The organism is Gardnerella sp. DNF01180P (assembly GCF_049244205.1).
Lineage (GTDB): Bacteria > Actinomycetota > Actinomycetes > Actinomycetales > Bifidobacteriaceae > Bifidobacterium > Bifidobacterium swidsinskii.
The window spans coordinates 1,256,858-1,273,690 of record NZ_CP058386.1 but is presented as its reverse complement, the minus strand read 5'-3'; the positions used below and the strand labels follow the sequence as shown (position 1 = coordinate 1,273,690).

The window sequence follows — 16,833 nt, the reverse complement described above, 5'->3', positions numbered from 1 at the left end:
AAATCATTCACGAGCATCAAGCCCAATACGTCAATTGCCGATCATTGCAACCATTTTGGATTCACAGCTGGAATTCCCGGATATAAATTCGTATTTTTCTGAGCTGTCAAATAGAGAAAATCTTTATTAACTTTTATTTTTTTCAATAATTTTCCAGTCTTCCTATCAAATCGTTCGATAACAAAATCTTTCAAATCAGAGGTATCGATAATCGATGGTATACGAACTATTTCATGGTTTCCTACCAGCAAACGATAGTTGACGCCCGCTGACGACTCTTGACGCGTAGCTTTATCTAACAATCGGCGAAGAACACCTGTTTGCGTATCAAGAGTAAACACTCGTCCATTCTCGGTATCAACAATATGAAGAAGCTTTTCATCGTATGCCTGTGCGTTTATGTAGCCAGCAATCTCATAAGAGACTGTGGTCGGACCATACAACACTTGACCTTTGCTGTTCTTCAATGGAATTGTTGTTATTTTACCAGTTTTCACATCCCATCGCACAAGAAAATGTTCCTGAATAGCTTTAACATCATCAGCAGAATCGCTGTGTTCTACTGCCATATCCTTTGTGCGAGCAGACGATGGACCATACGAATATAAGAAAGTAATCACACCATTGTTGCATCGTGGGCTATAAGCAGCATCAATTACTCCTGTAGATTCATTTTCTCCTTGATATAATTGCTCACCCACCATGTCTTTTTCATGGTGCCGCGATACCTCATTTAGGCCAACATTTGCTTCATTGACCATGCGATACAATACAACTTCATGCTTGTCTGTTTGAGCAATTGCATACGCTTGATTGCCACAGGTAGAACAAGTTTTAATAAATAGACTCTCTGAAAATTGTATTGTTTGCTGCTTACTCTCACCTTTAGCAGTCGTAGAAAGAATATTATATGTTGTTTTACCTCTATGCTTCATCATGCTTTCGTCATACAGATCAACAAAACCGCCATTAGCAAGAGAAAATGCAAAATTCTGACGTTGCACCTTTTCTATAGAGTTTACCGTAGGTTTTTTAGCGTTCACTGGTATGAAATAACTATCACGGGAATCTGTATAGTGAAGCGCCTCAGTATTCCAAATTGGCGTTTGGCCTTCTATATTGCTCACCTTATGCAGCTTAAAACTGCCATCTTCATAAACAATTGACATAAATGCGCTGCCATTAGGAATAAGAGATGTCTGAGGGTTATGCAGCGGGATTGCAACAACCGCATGCTGCAACCGAAGATTTTCAAATTTCTCCGAATGAGCAGATACTGTATATTCTGTCGATAAAACCCAATGAAAGACACCTATAGTAACGGCTGCAATTACAGCAATTATACCTATAACCCCGAAAATCCAGACTACTACTCTATGAGTTTTATTCCCAGTTGTGAATGAAGATTGAGGTGCAGCATTACGCACATAATCATCATTCACTCTCTTGTGAGCTTCAGATTCATGAATAAATTTTTTCCACATAATGACCGCACCTCAACTACTGAACATATTGATATTCCCTAACATATCCAGAATTTTTAATATCATATGGCCACACATATTCACCACTACCAGTATCCAAATCAATACCAGCACCATAATAATATGCAGCCCACACTAATTGAGAACAGTTAAGACCTCCCCAATCATTTCTATTAGTATCAGTAATATCTGCATTGTAACCCCTACCAATATAACCAATTGCCCGACGCGCCGCTTTATCGCGGTTTCCCTGGGAAGTTTTTACTTCAAGAATAGAGGCACCGCCGGCTGCGACACTATTTTTCCTTGATACTCGATGAGCATTCTGGAACATCCCTACTGCTTCGACAATATCATCACGATTAACATAAATTCCAGTATGCCCATGCTTCCAAACGAAAAATGATGAATTATTAGAAACAAAAATATCTCCTGTATGACGAGCTCTTGGTAACTGTGTATTCCCACTTCTTACAGAGAACCTCGCAGTATCTAACACTGAATCACGAACCGATTTCTCCACCCTACTAGCAATCGAGTCAGGGCTCTCACCAGTGCGACGCGAGGTCTCCTTTATCTGCTCATCAATTTCTTTTTCACTGAGTGTGTGATTCAGATAAGTTGATATATCCCCCAGTCTTTGCTGATAATTCTCATTATTATCTTGTCCAAATGCCAATGGGGAAAAAGTAAATAAACAAGCAGCAGAAACAACTACAGATAGACTTCGCATTATTATATTTTTCATAATATCTCTTTCTCGATAAGAAGGCATACTATGCATCTTTACAATAGTAAAACACCTTGCTCTTATTGTACGCTTCTATGAAAAAATATGCAATACTCTTTCCCTGCAATCTCGTGAATACGACACCGTATATGTGCGTATTTGTCAGGTTTTTGAAGAGCCTTTTTAGCATAGTAATAACTTGAACGTTTTATCTGAAGTGTTTTAATCAGAAGCTCTAACGGTAATACTAAAAGTAGTTAGGCCTATAACACTTTTTGCGGAGTGAGGATTTCTGATATTAATACGGTTGGGATTATATTAGATTTGTTGGGATTGTATTAAATACAGTTGGGACTTTATTAGCTACGGTTGGGACTCTATTAGAGCGTGGCTAATGCTCGTTTTGTTTTCTAAAACGAGTGTTGTTTAACGAGAAGGGGGGTGAAAACATTGTTAACGCTTAAACCTCAAAGCACGTAGCTTTCAAGGCAAGTGTGGTTTTTACATGTCAAACTGTTATAAAAACGAGATTATTCCACTCTTTTTTACACTCATGATACGGGTTTTAAGAAAGAGCGGGTAAATGTTATAAGAATTTTTGGAACAATTAACAAGATTGTGGTTAATGATTAATCAATAAGACACTACTAATAAACAGTTAAAGCCTGATTAGCTATAGGGCGATGAGATACGTCAATAGGATCCTCATGGTTTTTTCATGACTCCTATGAAGTACCTCTATTCTACTATGGCTGTTTTTCAGGTATTAGAGTCGGTGCTTCATAAAGTATCGGCTCTTTTTTGTATGTGTCTTCACCCTACCGCTGCAGGCGGGAAGGGTGAGCATGAGGACTCGTAAAACTAATAGCAACGATCGAGCAACATATAAGTATACAAGTTGTGTTCGTAATGAAGATGGTAGTTATAGTGAAGAAACTATCGAAATCAAGCCAGGCGAGAATGGTGTAACCGTTGCGGATATTAAGATGCTTCACGCTGAAGATGACAGCGAGGTTTACTACAACAATAAGAATCTGCGTCCTGCTAGAACTGCTGAAGAAAAAGCTGAGATTGAAGCGTGGAAAGAGAAGTACATCAAACGTTTCGAAGAAAGATACGGCTACAAACCAAACAAAGACGACGTTGACTACTCTGCTGAAGAGCATTTCCCGCGTAACTATAATCTTTCGCTTGACTTCGATGCAGATGGCGAGCTTGAAGTAGATAAAAGTCATCTTGCTGAAGCTCTCAGTACTACTGATGATTATGGTTTTATTACCAACGATTATGGTTTTGAAATGTCAGAAGAAATGGAGCATGCGTTTTCAACGCTTACTGACAAGCAACGTCAGGTTATTCGTTTGATGTTTATTGAAGGATACACTCAGTCAGAGATTGCGAGCATGCTTGGTATTTCGTCTGCTGGCGTGAAAAAGCATCTCGATAGTGCCATCGTAAATCTTAAAAAAGTTTTACCAGAAAAATTCTAGAAATTTTTTAGGAGGAGGTTAAAAACTCCTCCTTTTTCTTTGCCTGTGATGTGTAAGGAAGAAACCCCTTATAGAAAGGAGGCAAACCATGAAACACAAGATCGTTATTAACGTCACCGGTGAAAACGGTGAGAAGAAACAGGTTCTACGTGGAGCTGTGATGCGATTACCTCAACGGTTTATCCGCTGGCTGTTTGGTGATTACTCGCAAGTCTATCTATTAGATCCTGGAAAGAGTGTTCAGTCAGTTGATGTCAAAGAAGTTTAAGGAGGAAAACCGTGAACAAGGAAATATTGAGAGAAGTCATCAAAGACTTGGAAAACTTAACAGTTCATCTTAAAACGCTGTTTGATGATGCCGGTGCTTCTGGTGTTGGTTGTAAAGAAACAGCTTCTAATAATAAGGAGTCTGTTAAAAAGGTGAGTTTAGAGGATGTGCGAGCGGTTTTAGCAAAGCTTAGCCAGATGGGAAAGACAGCTGATGTGAAGAAACTCATCGTTAAGCACGGTGCGCAAAAGCTATCGGATGTTCCTGAAAGCGAGTATGAGAGCCTATTGCATGAAGCGGAGGGAATTAAAGGTGACTAAGCATGCTTTACTTTCACCGTCTTCTGCTCACAGGTGGATTAAGTGTACTCCTAGTGCTGTTTTAGAAGAAAAGTTTGAAAACACTACTTCTGCTGCAGCAAAGGAAGGAACGGCGGCACACGCGTGGTGTGAGTATAAGCTGAATAAGTTTCTTAACCGTCCGTGTGAAAAACCGTTAACCGAGTATGACTCAAGTGAGATGCAGGAATGCTCGGATGCTTACGTGGATTTCGTGTTGGAAAAGTATGAGCAGGCAAAGCATGCTTGTGCTGATCCGATTCTTATGGTTGAGCAGAAGGTTGATTTTTCAGCTTACGTGCCTGACGGTTTTGGTACAGCGGATTGCATTATTGTAGGCGAAAAAACGCTGCAGGTTATCGACTTTAAGTACGGTCAAGGCGTGCTGGTGGACGCTTACGAGAATTCTCAGATGAAATGCTACGCGCTTGGAGCTTTAACGCTTTTCGACAGCTTGTATGAGATTCAAACTGTTGAGATGAGTATTTTTCAGCCAAGACGTGACAACGTATCAACTTTCACACTACCTGTCGCGGAGCTTATTTCTTGGGCTGAAAGCGTGCTTAAACCTAAAGCCGAGCTTGCAGGCGCAGGCGAAGGCGAATTTGAAGCCGGTGACTGGTGCAGGTTTTGCAGGGCAAAAGCCACGTGCCGTAAACGTGCGGAAGAAAACCTTAAACTTGCAGAATTTGAGTTCAAAGAGCCATCTGTTTTAACAGATAGTGAGATTGAAGAAGTGCTCACGCTTATACCTAAGCTCACGAAGTGGGCTGATGATGTTCTAGCGTACGCCACAGATTCCGCGATAAACCATGGTAAAGAGTGGAGTGGTTTCAAACTCGTAGAAGGCAGATCAGTTCGCAAGTTTAAGGACGAGACAGCTGTTATTGAGAAAGCAAAAGCCGCAGGCTTTACCAACATTTTCAAAACTAGTCTTATTGGTTTAACAGAAATGCAAAAGCTGATGGGCAAGAAAAAATTTGAGGATATTCTGGGCGACCTCATTATAAAACCGTCCGGAAAACTTACGCTCGTACCAGACTCTGATAAGCGGGCAAAAGTTAACGTAACAAATGTAAACCAAGAATTCAAAAAGGAGAATTAGTATTATGTCTAAATTAAATAACACGAAGGTTATCACTGGTAAGAACACGCGTCTTTCCTATTTCAATGGTTGGGAGCCAAAGTCTATTAACGGCGGCCCTGAAAAATATAGTGTTTCACTGCTTATCCCTAAAAGTGATGTTGAAACAGTAAACGCTATTGAGAAAGCTATTGATGCTGCGATTGAGGAAGGTGTTGGCAAGTTCGGTGGTAAGAAACCAAACAAGGCTGCTCTTAAAACACCACTCAGGGACGGGGATATTGAGCGTGATGATGAAGCGTATAAAGGACACTACTTCATTAACGCGAACTCAACCACGGCTCCGCAGATTGTAGACAAGCAGGTAAAACCAATCATGGATCGCAGTGAAGTGTATTCAGGCTGCTATGCGAGAGTTTCCATCAACTTCTACGCGTTTAACTCTAACGGTAATAAGGGTATCGCTTGCGGTCTTGGCAACATTCAAAAAATCCGAGACGGTGAGCCACTCGGCGGACGTAGCCTCGCAACCGATGATTTTACGACTTTAGAAGATGATGACTTTCTAGCATAAGGAGTGTGAGTTAATTATGGAAATTGTTATAGCGGTTTTTATTTCAGTGTTTATAGGAGTATTACTTCTTGATTTCACGGTAAAGAAACTCGTGAGTCTTTACGTTGATATTAAACACATTCTAAATAGGAATTAGAAGATTCCTGAAAAACAGGATTTAGAAGATTCTATAAGCGGGGTGGCAGGTTTTCTGTCACCTCTTTTATAAGCTTGGAGGTGATGTAATTTGGAAAATTTGAGTGTGGATTTGGAAACGTTTTCGAGTGTAAATCTTGGTAAATGTGGTGTTTACAAGTACGCAGAATCAGAGGATTTTGAGATACTGTTCTTTGGCTACAGTGTGGACGGTAGTGAAGTTCAAGTCGTTGATTTAGCACAAGGTGAAACCATACCGGATACCGTGCTTTCTGCTTTAACAGATGAAACAGTGACCAAGTGGGCGTTTAACGCTCAGTTTGAAAGAATCTGCTTATCACGCTACCTGCGAGATAAAGGCATCAATGTTAACCCTGGTCAGACAGGAAAAAGTGAAGGCCTATTTTTAAACCCAAGCTCCTGGCATTGCACAATGATCTGGTCAGCCACCCTGGGGCTACCCATGTCGCTTGAAAACGTGGGAACAGTACTGGGCCTTGATAAGCAGAAACTCACTGAGGGTAAGAATCTTATTAAATACTTCTGCCTGCCGTGTAATCCTACGAAAGTAAACGGTGGAAGAACAAGAAACAAGTATTTTCACGATAAGGAAAAGTGGGATCTGTTTAAATCGTATAACAAGCGTGATGTGGAAGTTGAAATGAGTATTCAAGAAAAACTCTCACGCTTTCCCGTACCAGACTTTTTATGGCAGGAGTTTTATCTCGACCAAACCATAAACGATCGTGGGATAGGAATAGATCCTCTTTTCGTTGAATCAGCCATAAAACTCGACCAGGAGGTGAAAACACATCTCGTGGATGAGCTTAAGCATATTACGGGTTTAGAAAACCCGAACTCCGTTTTACAAATGCGCTCTTGGCTTAAAAAGCATGGTCTTGAAATGGAGTCGCTTGGTAAAAAAGAAGTCGCTAAAGAACTTAAAACAGTGAGTAAAGAGTTGGCGGAAGTTTTACGGCTTCGCCAGCAGCTTGCTAAATCCTCTGTGAAAAAGTATACGGCGATGAAAAACGCTGCCTGCATGGATTATCGGGAGCGTGGCATGTTTCGCTTCTATGGTGCAAACCGAACAGGAAGATTCGCAGGAAGACTCGTGCAATTACAAAATCTACCACAGAATCATTTGCCTGATTTGGAGGAGGCTAGAAGTCTTGTAAAACAGGGAAATGTTGAAGCGTTGGAAATGCTTTATGAGGATATTCCGGATACTTTATCCCAGCTTATCCGCACTGCTTTTATTCCACGCACGGGATTTAAGTTTATTGTCGCAGACTTTTCAGCAATCGAAGCGAGAGTCTTGGCTTGGCTTGCAGGTGAAAAATGGCGTATGCGAGTATTCGAGGAAGGCAAAGACATTTACTGCTCGTCAGCCTCTCAAATGTTTAGCGTACCCGTTGAAAAACACGGAGTAAACGGGCACCTGCGGCAGAAAGGGAAGATCGCGGAACTCGCTCTTGGATATGGCGGCTCTGTTGGTGCGTTAAAAGCCATGGGTGCACTCGACATGGGGGTTCGTGAGGATGAGCTGCAGCCACTTGTTGACGCATGGAGATCATCTAACCCGATGGTGACCACACTGTGGTGGGATGTAGACAGAGCGGTAAAACAGTGTGTACACGAACATGTATCTGTTCGAACACACAATATTGTGTTCACTTACAAGAGTGGGTTTCTTATCATCGAACTGCCGTCTAAAAGATGCCTTTACTATGTGAAGCCACGCGTGGAAGAAAACAAGTATGGTGGTGAATCAGTCACCTATGAGGGTGTGGGGTCTACTAAAAAATGGGAGCGGCTGGAAAGTTATGGTCCTAAATTCGTGGAAAACATTACGCAAGCTATAGCTCGTGACATTCTACTTTACGCCATGCAAACGCTGAAAGAATATCGCATCGTCGCGCACGTGCATGATGAAGCCATTATCGAAACCGATAAAAGCGTGAGTGTTCAAAGCGTGTGTGAGCTCATGGGAAGAACACCACCCTGGGCGGAAGGGCTTGTTTTACGAGCTGATGGCTACGAGTGCGAGTTTTACAAAAAAGATTAAAAAATTTTTAGGAGCAGGGTTAAAAACCTGCTCTTTTTCTTTGCCTGTGATTTAGAAGGTAATCCCGCCTTCAGAAAGAACGTAAAAGGATACGCGAATGACTATTAAAAACAATATTAGTAAGCAAAAACGTGGCGTTAAAGGAGACTAAAAGTGGGTAAGTCTTATAAAAAGCATTTAGAAACGACACCGAATTTTAAGCCTATCGTCTACATTTGTGCTCCCTACCGTGGAGATAAAGAAAGAAACGTGCAACACGCTATTCGGTGTGCGGCTTACGCGTATTCACGCGGAGCAATCCCTATCACTCCACACCTGCTTTTCCCGTTCATGGATGATGAGAATCAAAAGCATAGAGGGGATGCGATGTTTATGGACATTATCCTCTTAGGCAAGTGCAACGAACTATGGGTGTTCGGAGAAAAAATCACAGGCGGCATGCAAGTAGAAATCAATCTGGCAGAAAAACGCAGGCAGCCGATTAAGTATTTTACGGATAAGGATTTGGAGGTGAATATTGATGCGTAGTTTAGCTATCGCTTACGGAAATAGTTGTCAAGCTAAAACTTGGGTTAATAAGACCATCACCTATGATGAGCTGAAAGACCGTCTTAAAGTGACAATTCGCACCTCAGAGTCAGCGGAAGAGTACGCGAAAATGAAAAAAGCAGACCGTGATCTTGCAAAAGACCACGGTGGTTTCGTTGCGGGAGCGTTGGCTTATGGTAGGCGAAAAGTCGACAGTGTTGAGTTTCGCTCCATGCTTGCCTTAGACGGGGATCATGTTGCTAAAGACTTTATTGCACTTTACGAGAGTGTTGCTCCATACACGTCTTTTCTGTACACGACACACAGCCACACGCCTGATAATCCGAGGGTGAGAATTGTTTTTCCTTTAACGAGGAATGTAACACCTGACGAGTTTGTAGCAGTATCAAGGTATTTAGCTGACATGCTGGGTATTGACCAGTTTGATGAATGCTCTTACTTGCCTAATCAGCTCATGTACTGGCCGTCCACGCCACGAAACGGCGTGTACGAGTATAAAGAGGTTGAAAAAGACTGGCTTAATCCTGATGATATTTTATCCGCTCACCCAGAGTGGGTGGATCCAACCAGGCTTCCGACCTCGTCTCGTGAGAGTAAAGCGAATCAGGTGCAGAAGCAGAAAGTGCAAGATCCACTCGCGAAAAATGGCGTGGTTGGATTGTTTAACCGAGTATTCTATCCGATAACTCTTGCTTTGGAAAAGTTTTTAAGCGACGTGTATGAGTCGACGGATAATGAAAACCGCTGGCATCTTATAGCCTCACACAGTATGGCAGGAGTTGAGATTATCGAAGACAAGTTTGTTTACTCTCATCATGCTAAAGACCCGGCGTATTTGAAACTGTGTAACGCTTTTGATATTGTTCGCACGCACAAATTCGCTAGCTTGGACGAGAAAGAGTCGTTTAAGAAAATGAGCGAGTTTGCTATGAGTCTTGATGAGGTAAAACTTCAAGCGGCAAACGAGAGGCTCTCGGAAGCGGAAGATGATTTTGCTTACAGTGATGATTGGAAGAAAAAATTACGCTACACGTCTAAAGGAGCGGTTTTAGAAAACTCGCTTTATAATGCGAAACTCATTATTAAACATGATCCTTTGCTTAAAGGAATCGTTTTTAACCAGCTGGCTGATGGTCTTGAAATTAAAGGCGATGTGCCTTGGCAGCATCCTGCGAAGTTTTGGAGGGACGCGGACGATGCGCAGCTTATCTGTTATGTGGACGACCATTATGGCTCGTTTTCTCAAAGAAACTATGATATTGCTGTAACGAAAGTATCGGATGATAGAAGTTATCATCCGATAAGACGCTATTTTGAGAGTCTTCCTCAATGGGATGGTGTGAAACGTGTAGACACGCTTTTTATTGACTATCTTGGTGCTGAAGACAATGAGTATATTCGTGCAGTGTGTAGAAAAACACTGTGTGCAGCATACATGCGTATCTACCATCCCGGTATTAAATTTGACTACCTTCCTGTTTTTAACGGTGCGCAAGGTATCGGCAAGTCAACGTTTATTGCAAACCTTGGCATGGAATGGTTTTCAGACAGTCTCACGCTTTCAGACATGAACGATAAGACTGCGGCTGAAAAACTCCAAGGGTATTGGATTCATGAGATCAGCGAGCTTGCGGGCATGAAAAAAGCTGATCTTGATAAGGTAAAGGCTTTTGTGTCAAGACGAGATGATAAGTATCGTGCTTCTTTTGGTAAACGTGTAGCGCCACACCCGAGGCAGTGCGTGTTCTTTGGTACAACGAATAGTGAAAACGGTTATTTAAGGGATGTTACGGGTAACCGGCGTTTTTGGAATGTGAAAGTGTCGGGAAACGGTAAGTATAAGCCTTGGGAAATGACGCGAGAATTGGTTGACCAAATATGGGCGGAAACCATGGTTATTTCCAAGGCTGGTGAAGAATTGTTCCTTGATGCGAGCTTGGAGGCTTTTGCTAAAGAAGAACAGCGTGAAGCCATGCAGCAAGACGACCGTGAAGGCATTGTCAGAGAGTATCTTAACATGCTTCTACCTGATACTTGGGATGAAATGGATATTTACAGGCGGCGAGATTACTTCCGTGACGTGGAGGATCCGACACGACCTAAAGGCACGATTAAACGCATGGAAGTATCCAACATTGAAATATGGTGCGAATGCTTCGGGAAAGCCAAAGAAGATATTAAGCCTATCGACAGTTACGCAATATCGGCGATTATGAAACGTTTGAAAGACTGGCAGAAGACAGGCTTGCGAAAGCATGTGGGAATTTATGGCTTACAACGAGTCTATGAAAGACAAGATGTGTGACAACTTAGGTTGTTTAGTGACAAGCTGTTAAGGCTTGTCACATCATCTGATAGTTGTCACGCCTGATGTTACTGAGTTTAGACAACTTGTGACGGACAAGAGATGAAATTCTATATTAAATAAAATCTTTATTTATTACTTATAGCGTACACGTAACACGTGTATTCGCGCGTAAAGGGATTTTTAGTCACTTGTCCGTCCTTGTCACAGCATAAAGGATAAGAAGCAGTGATAAGAAAACAAAAAATAGTAGTAAGAGAACGAGAGGTTGAGCGAAAACTCGTTCATGAAGTCAAAGCAATGGGAGGGCTTTGTTTAAAGCTTACGAGTCCTTCTGTTGACGGGCTTCCTGACAGGCTGGTTTTACTTCATGGCGGAAAGATTGGTTTTGTGGAGCTTAAAGCACCAGGTAAAAAGCCTAGAGTTTTACAGGTGAAACGGATGAAGGATTTACAGGCTTTAGGTTTTAAGGTTTTCGTGGTTGATGGCAAGAGTCAGATTGGAGGTGTGATTGATGCGATACGAGCCACATGAGTATCAAAAGTATGCGACTGATTTTATTATCACACATCCGGTTTCAGCGGTTTTGCTTGAAATGGGACTTGGTAAGAGTGTTATAAGTCTTACAGCGGTTAACGACTTGATGCTTGACTTTTTTGATGTTTCCAGGACTCTTGTTATTGCTCCTCTTAGGGTTGCGAATACTACGTGGCCTTTAGAGTTAGAAAAGTGGGAGCATTTAAAACACTTGACTTATTCTGTTGTGACGGGTAGTGAGAAGGAGCGGATTCAAGCACTAAAAACGCCTGCTCACGTTTATATTATTAACCGTGAAAACGTGGAGTGGCTGATAATGAAAAGCGGCCTGCCGTTTAATTTTGACATGGTTGTGATAGATGAGCTTTCAAGTTTTAAATCGTATCAGGCGAAACGTTTTAAAGCATTATTGAAGGCTAGGCCGAAAGTTAAAAGGATTGTTGGTCTTACAGGCACGCCTTCTTCTAACGGGCTTATGGATTTGTGGGCTGAGTTTAGGCTGCTTGATATGGGTCAAAGGCTAGGTCGCTATATTACGTATTATCGGCAGAACTTTTTTAATCCTGATAAGCGTAACCAGCACATGATTTTTTCTTATAAGCCTAAAGATGGTGCTGAGAGTTTAATCTATAAGCAGATATCTGATATTACGATTTCGATGAAGTCAAAAGACTATTTGAAAATGCCGGCGTGTGTGATAAACGAGGTGAAAGTAGAGTTATCCGTTAAGGAGCGAAAACTCTATGATGAGCTGAAACAGGATATGGTGGTGTCGTTGGAGGGTAAAGAGATTGATGTGATTAACGCAGCGTCTCTTTCAAATAAGCTTCTTCAAATGGCAGGCGGCGCGGTTTATAACGAGAAAAAAGAAAGCGTTCATATTCATGATCGTAAGCTGGACGTGTTAGAGGATTTAATCGAGGCTGCTAACGGTAAACCGGTGCTTGTAGCTTACTGGTTTAAGCATGATCTTGAGCGGATTAAGAATCGTTTTAACGTGCGTGAGATTAAAACGGGTGCTGATATTGCTGACTGGAATGCCGGCATGATTCCTGTAGCGTTGATTCACCCGGCTTCTGCAGGTCATGGTCTTAACCTACAGGCTGGCGGTTCAACTCTTATCTGGTTTTCCCTGACTTGGAGTTTGGAACTTTACCAGCAGACGAACGCTAGGCTTAACCGTCAGGGGCAAACCGATATGGTTGTAATCCATCACATCATCACTAAGGACACGATTGATGAGGATGTGATGAGGGCTTTAAGCATGAAGGCTAAAGTGCAGGATGCTTTAATCGAGTCGGTTAAAGCAAGACTATCAATTAACGAAGTGAGGGAAAGGGGTTCTAGAGAGAACTTACCTCAAAATGGAGGTAAGAATGAACAAAAAAGAATACTTACGGCAAGCCTATCTTCTTGATAAGCGGATTAAGGCTGACATGGATGAGGTAGTAAGACTGCGTGAGCTTGCTACAAGTGTTTCTTCATTAAGATACGACAGGGAGTATGTGCAGACGACTCGAAGCGTGGAAGCTCCGTTTGTGAAAGCTCTTATAAGGGTTATGGATTTAGAAGCAAAGATTAACATGGAGATTACGATGCTTATCAGTTTGAAAGAGCAGATTTTGGATGTGATTTCTAAACTTGAAAGCGTGGATGAGCAGATGATTTTACGCTACCGTTACATGAGTAACATGACGTGGGAGGATATTGGTAAAGAACTCCATGCTAGCAGAATGACGATTATAAGGTGGCATGGTAAAGCGTTAGAGCACATGGTTTTACCGGATAATCTAATCCAAATCTGAAAAAATGGTACGGTTTGGTACGCTCTGATACGAGATGACACTGCCTTCTATATGGTATTATATAGTTAGCAAAAATTATAAATACTAAGCCTTGGAAGAGTAATCTTTCAGGGCTTTTTTCATGCCTAAAAGGAGGGCACAACATGGATCAGATGGTATTACTAACACAGCAATGGTTAAACAAAACCTATGGTGATAAGCCTGGGTTTGGTTCAGTTATTACTGATGGGAATACTGGTTGGGATACAATTAATGGGCTTATTCGTGCTTTGCAGATTGAGCTTGGTATAACAGCAACAGCAAATAATTTTGGTGCTGGTACAACACGTAAATTTAATCAACGTTATCCACATGGTGTTAAGCAACAATCCGATAGTGATAAGTCGCAAAGTAATGTTTACTCGATTATTCAAGGTGCTTTATGGTGCAAGGGTTACTCTACTGGTAATGATATTACACAAAACTTTTATGGTGGTACTGGGAATGCTATTAAAGAGTTGAAGAATGATATGGGCATTGGTGGTGATTCTACTGTCACAATTGATGTAATGAAAGCTCTTCTTTCTATGCAGCAGTTCGTTTTACTAAAGCGTTACGGTGGTATTGACGTTATTAGGATTATTCAACAAACTATTAACCGAACCTATAAGGATTATACAGGTATCATTCCTTGTGACGGCTTGTATGGTCGAGAAATGAATACCGCACTTATCCAAATTTTACAGTCGTTAGAAGGCTATTCGCCTGATGATGCCACGGGTAATTTTGGACATGGTACACGAGGTAATTTGAAAACTATTAGCAGGCAAAACGCTTCTTCCTATGGTAAGTGGGTATGGCTAGCAAAAGCTGTACTTAATTGTATTAGATATGATTGTCTTCAAAATGAGAATTGGGATGATGATTTTGCTGAGCAACTCACTAAATTCCAGAAAGACTATAAGCTTCCAGTCAGCGGAGCACTTGATGTTAACACGTGGATGTCGTTGTTAACTAGTAAAGGCAATCCAGACAGAGCTGCCAAGGCGTGTGACTGTGCAACGGTACTAAATGCTCAACAAGCTAAAGATTTAAAAGCGGCAGGATACCAGATTGTTGGAAGATATTTGACTGGGTATGTTGGAAAGTCAACATCTAAAGCTCTAACTTTAGATGAAATTAAAAACATAAAAAACGCTGGTCTTTCCGTATTTCCAATTTATCAAGATGGAGGATATTATCCTGAATATTTTGCGAATCCTAACCAGGGAACTGTTGATGCACAGGTTGCTATTTCCGCTGCAAAAAGGATTGGTATTCCTTCTGGTAGTACAATATACTTTGCTGTTGATTTTGATGCTTATGGATATCAGCTGGACAGCATGATTTTACCGTATTTCAAGAAGATAAGTTTACTATTCAACAGTTGTGAAAATATTAAGAAATACCAAGTTGGTGTATATGGCCCAAGATTAATCTGCTCAAAAGTAAGCAAAGCAGGATATGCTAAATATTCGTTTGTAGCGGATATGTCTACTGGTTTTAGTGGGAATTTAGGTTATGCAATTCCTAACAATTGGGCGTTCGACCAATTTAATGAATTCTCTTTCCAATCTAGACCGACTTTTGCTCTTGATAAAGATGCATATTCTGGAAGAGATAAAGGTATCGCAAAATTTGATAGTGTAACAAAAATGACGAAAGGCGAACTAGAAAAGGAAAATATAAAAGACAAAGTAAATATTGCAAGAACACAGTTTGTGTATGATGTAGTAGAGCCTCTACATCTGCTAAATCAGCTTACTAGTTTTGGTCTTTCATATAATAAAGAAATTATTCTTAGTTATACTGAACTGCCTACTATTAGTATTCAAACCTCGGTAGAAGCAGTAACAGAATTGATGACAGTGCCTAATAATTCCTACAACGTTTCGATAGAACTAAATAGTGATGGTTCTCTAAGTGCTGCATGTGAAAATAAAATTTCTAAAATTGCTAAAGATATTAGAATTATGAAGGGCGGAGACATGATTCAAAAATCTATAGCAAATATTGCAGCATCAGTAAAATCGGGTGATATTGCATTCACTGGAAAAGTTATTTCTCCAAATCAAGTGGAGTTAGCTATTGAGGTAATGTCAGAAAATCTATTACCAACATTAGATGATGTTGATGAACATATAACGGTGATTGTAAAATACTTAATTACATTTCGTGATTTTACAATAAAGGTTCCTGAAATTCCTGAAGATGTTGTTGAAATAGGTGTAGCAGTAGCGGGAGTAGTTGCTATTTGTGCTTTTGTTCCAGTATTAATTACAGGTATTTTGGGATTCTTAGTAACATTAGGGTTGGTTGTTGCTGCTGATGCATAGAATGCATGAAAGAGAATAGGATCTGCTTTATGATAAGGTAAAGTTAGATATTAGAATTTGGTGGAGTATGAATAAGATAAGTAAAAAAGCGAAAGTGCTGATATTTTGTATTTCAATAGTTGTGGCTATCGTTTGTTTTATCACCTTATTCTTGCATCGTATTGATAATAATGCATTTAATGCTCAAATTGATAGTAAAGAGAAAATAGCTTCATATAGGGCTAACTATAACTACATAGATGTATATAAGCAAAAAGATAAAATAATTATCAACACCTATTCTGATAGTAAGTTTGACGAACCAAATCGGATTGTTGTTCCATTTGAAGGTAAATTAAGTAAAAGTGATATTCTAGTAAAGTGGAAAACCGCAAATGGTGATGTTATTGAGCAAGATAGTGATAGTATCCTTGCGGCGAGTATCATCATTGAGAAAAATGGAAAAACTATATGTAATGAAAACATAAATTTTTGTGAAAAAGGCTGGAAAGTATTAAACGATGTAATTGGAAAATAGTGATATAGTTTTGTAAATGATTTTGTTAAAAGCTCTTTGAGATTATCTCAAAGGGCTTTTTTCATGCCCGAAGGGAGGATAAGTCTTGCCAAGAAAACCTAAAAGACCGTGTTCTTATCAAGGCTGTCCGAACCTAACTGACGGCAGGTTTTGTGAAGAACACTTAAAACAAGAGAACAGACGATACGAAAAATACGAGCGTCCTTATGATGCTCACAAGCGTTACGGTAGAGCATGGCAGAAAGTAAGGGATTCTTATGTGAAAGAGCATCCTTTCTGTGAGCTTTGCTTTAAGAATCGTGTGCTTGTTCCTGTTGAGCAGGTTCATCATATTAAACCGATTGCTGAAGGCGGAACGAATGAGAGGAATAATCTTATTTCTCTATGCAAATCCTGTCACTCTAAAATTCACGCTAAGCGTGGAGATCGCTGGCATAACAGATAAAAACCACCCCAGGGGCGGTCAAAATCTCTAAAAACCTATTCCCTGGGGAACGGGCGCAGGGTCTCGCGTGCAAAAACAGCGTATTCAAAAGGGTAATAGGCAAAATCAGACACAAAAATTTTTTAATAGTTAAAACTCGCGTGGGAAGGA

General features: G+C 40.7%; 16 protein-coding genes. 14 read left to right on the top strand and 2 right to left on the bottom strand.

What is annotated here, in order from left to right:
* Positions 1-41 precede the first annotated feature (41 nt).
* Both HXT40_RS05090 and HXT40_RS05085 read right to left on the bottom strand, forming a co-directional pair.
* A complete protein-coding gene (locus tag HXT40_RS05090) occupies positions 42-1,484 on the bottom strand; it encodes a hypothetical protein (RefSeq protein ID WP_421777200.1) in 1,443 nt (480 codons plus the stop codon).
* A gap of 16 nt (positions 1,485-1,500) precedes the next feature.
* Entirely contained in the window at positions 1,501-2,259 is a 759-nt protein-coding gene (locus tag HXT40_RS05085) for a hypothetical protein (protein ID WP_004114709.1), read from the bottom strand.
* Between the two features lie 800 nt (positions 2,260-3,059).
* Between HXT40_RS05085 and HXT40_RS05080 the strand changes: the two genes are divergently transcribed.
* From HXT40_RS05080 to HXT40_RS05015, 14 genes are all read left to right on the top strand, one after another.
* Positions 3,060-3,704, top strand: coding sequence for an RNA polymerase sigma factor (locus HXT40_RS05080; protein WP_065189433.1), 645 nt, complete (start codon positions 3,060-3,062; stop codon positions 3,702-3,704).
* An 88-nt stretch (positions 3,705-3,792) separates the two neighbouring features.
* On the top strand, positions 3,793-3,972 hold the full coding sequence (locus tag HXT40_RS05075) for a hypothetical protein (RefSeq protein ID WP_004114712.1): 180 nt from the start codon (positions 3,793-3,795) through the stop codon (positions 3,970-3,972).
* A gap of 11 nt (positions 3,973-3,983) precedes the next feature.
* Positions 3,984-4,292, top strand: a complete 309-nt coding sequence (locus HXT40_RS05070; RefSeq protein WP_004114714.1) for a hypothetical protein — start codon at positions 3,984-3,986, stop codon at positions 4,290-4,292.
* Positions 4,285-5,415: a DUF2800 domain-containing protein gene (locus tag HXT40_RS05065; RefSeq protein WP_421777199.1), complete on the top strand. Its 1,131-nt coding sequence runs from the start codon at positions 4,285-4,287 to the stop codon at positions 5,413-5,415. The genes HXT40_RS05070 and HXT40_RS05065 overlap by 8 nt, the downstream gene beginning before the upstream one ends.
* A gap of 4 nt (positions 5,416-5,419) precedes the next feature.
* Positions 5,420-5,968 (top strand): DUF2815 family protein, encoded by a 549-nt coding sequence (locus tag HXT40_RS05060; protein WP_004117141.1) that lies wholly within the window; start codon positions 5,420-5,422, stop codon positions 5,966-5,968.
* A gap of 226 nt (positions 5,969-6,194) precedes the next feature.
* Positions 6,195-8,171 carry a DNA polymerase gene (locus HXT40_RS05055; RefSeq protein WP_421777198.1) on the top strand — a complete coding sequence of 659 codons (1,977 nt, stop codon included), beginning with the start codon at positions 6,195-6,197 and terminating at the stop codon, positions 8,169-8,171.
* Between the two features lie 153 nt (positions 8,172-8,324).
* Positions 8,325-8,699, top strand: a complete 375-nt coding sequence (locus tag HXT40_RS05050; protein ID WP_421777197.1) for a hypothetical protein — start codon at positions 8,325-8,327, stop codon at positions 8,697-8,699.
* Positions 8,692-11,025, top strand: a complete 2,334-nt coding sequence (locus tag HXT40_RS05045; RefSeq protein WP_421777196.1) for a VapE domain-containing protein — start codon at positions 8,692-8,694, stop codon at positions 11,023-11,025. Before HXT40_RS05050 ends, HXT40_RS05045 begins: the two co-directional genes overlap by 8 nt.
* 300 nt (positions 11,026-11,325) lie before the next feature.
* Positions 11,326-11,559 carry a VRR-NUC domain-containing protein gene (locus tag HXT40_RS05040; protein WP_421777195.1) on the top strand — a complete coding sequence of 78 codons (234 nt, stop codon included), beginning with the start codon at positions 11,326-11,328 and terminating at the stop codon, positions 11,557-11,559.
* Complete coding sequence (locus HXT40_RS05035) at positions 11,540-12,979, top strand: SNF2-related protein (protein WP_421777194.1); 1,440 nt, start codon at positions 11,540-11,542, stop codon at positions 12,977-12,979. Before HXT40_RS05040 ends, HXT40_RS05035 begins: the two co-directional genes overlap by 20 nt.
* On the top strand, positions 12,939-13,367 hold the full coding sequence (locus HXT40_RS05030; RefSeq protein WP_410312578.1) for a sigma factor-like helix-turn-helix DNA-binding protein: 429 nt from the start codon (positions 12,939-12,941) through the stop codon (positions 13,365-13,367). Before HXT40_RS05035 ends, HXT40_RS05030 begins: the two co-directional genes overlap by 41 nt.
* 143 nt (positions 13,368-13,510) lie before the next feature.
* Positions 13,511-15,721: a glycoside hydrolase domain-containing protein gene (locus HXT40_RS05025; RefSeq protein ID WP_019260868.1), complete on the top strand. Its 2,211-nt coding sequence runs from the start codon at positions 13,511-13,513 to the stop codon at positions 15,719-15,721.
* Between the two features lie 67 nt (positions 15,722-15,788).
* Positions 15,789-16,238 (top strand): hypothetical protein, encoded by a 450-nt coding sequence (locus HXT40_RS05020; protein WP_019260869.1) that lies wholly within the window; start codon positions 15,789-15,791, stop codon positions 16,236-16,238.
* An 85-nt stretch (positions 16,239-16,323) separates the two neighbouring features.
* The gene (locus HXT40_RS05015) at positions 16,324-16,683 is read left to right on the top strand and encodes an HNH endonuclease (RefSeq protein ID WP_029600105.1); all 360 of its coding nucleotides are present in this window, start codon (positions 16,324-16,326) and stop codon (positions 16,681-16,683) included.
* Positions 16,684-16,833 lie beyond the last annotated feature (150 nt).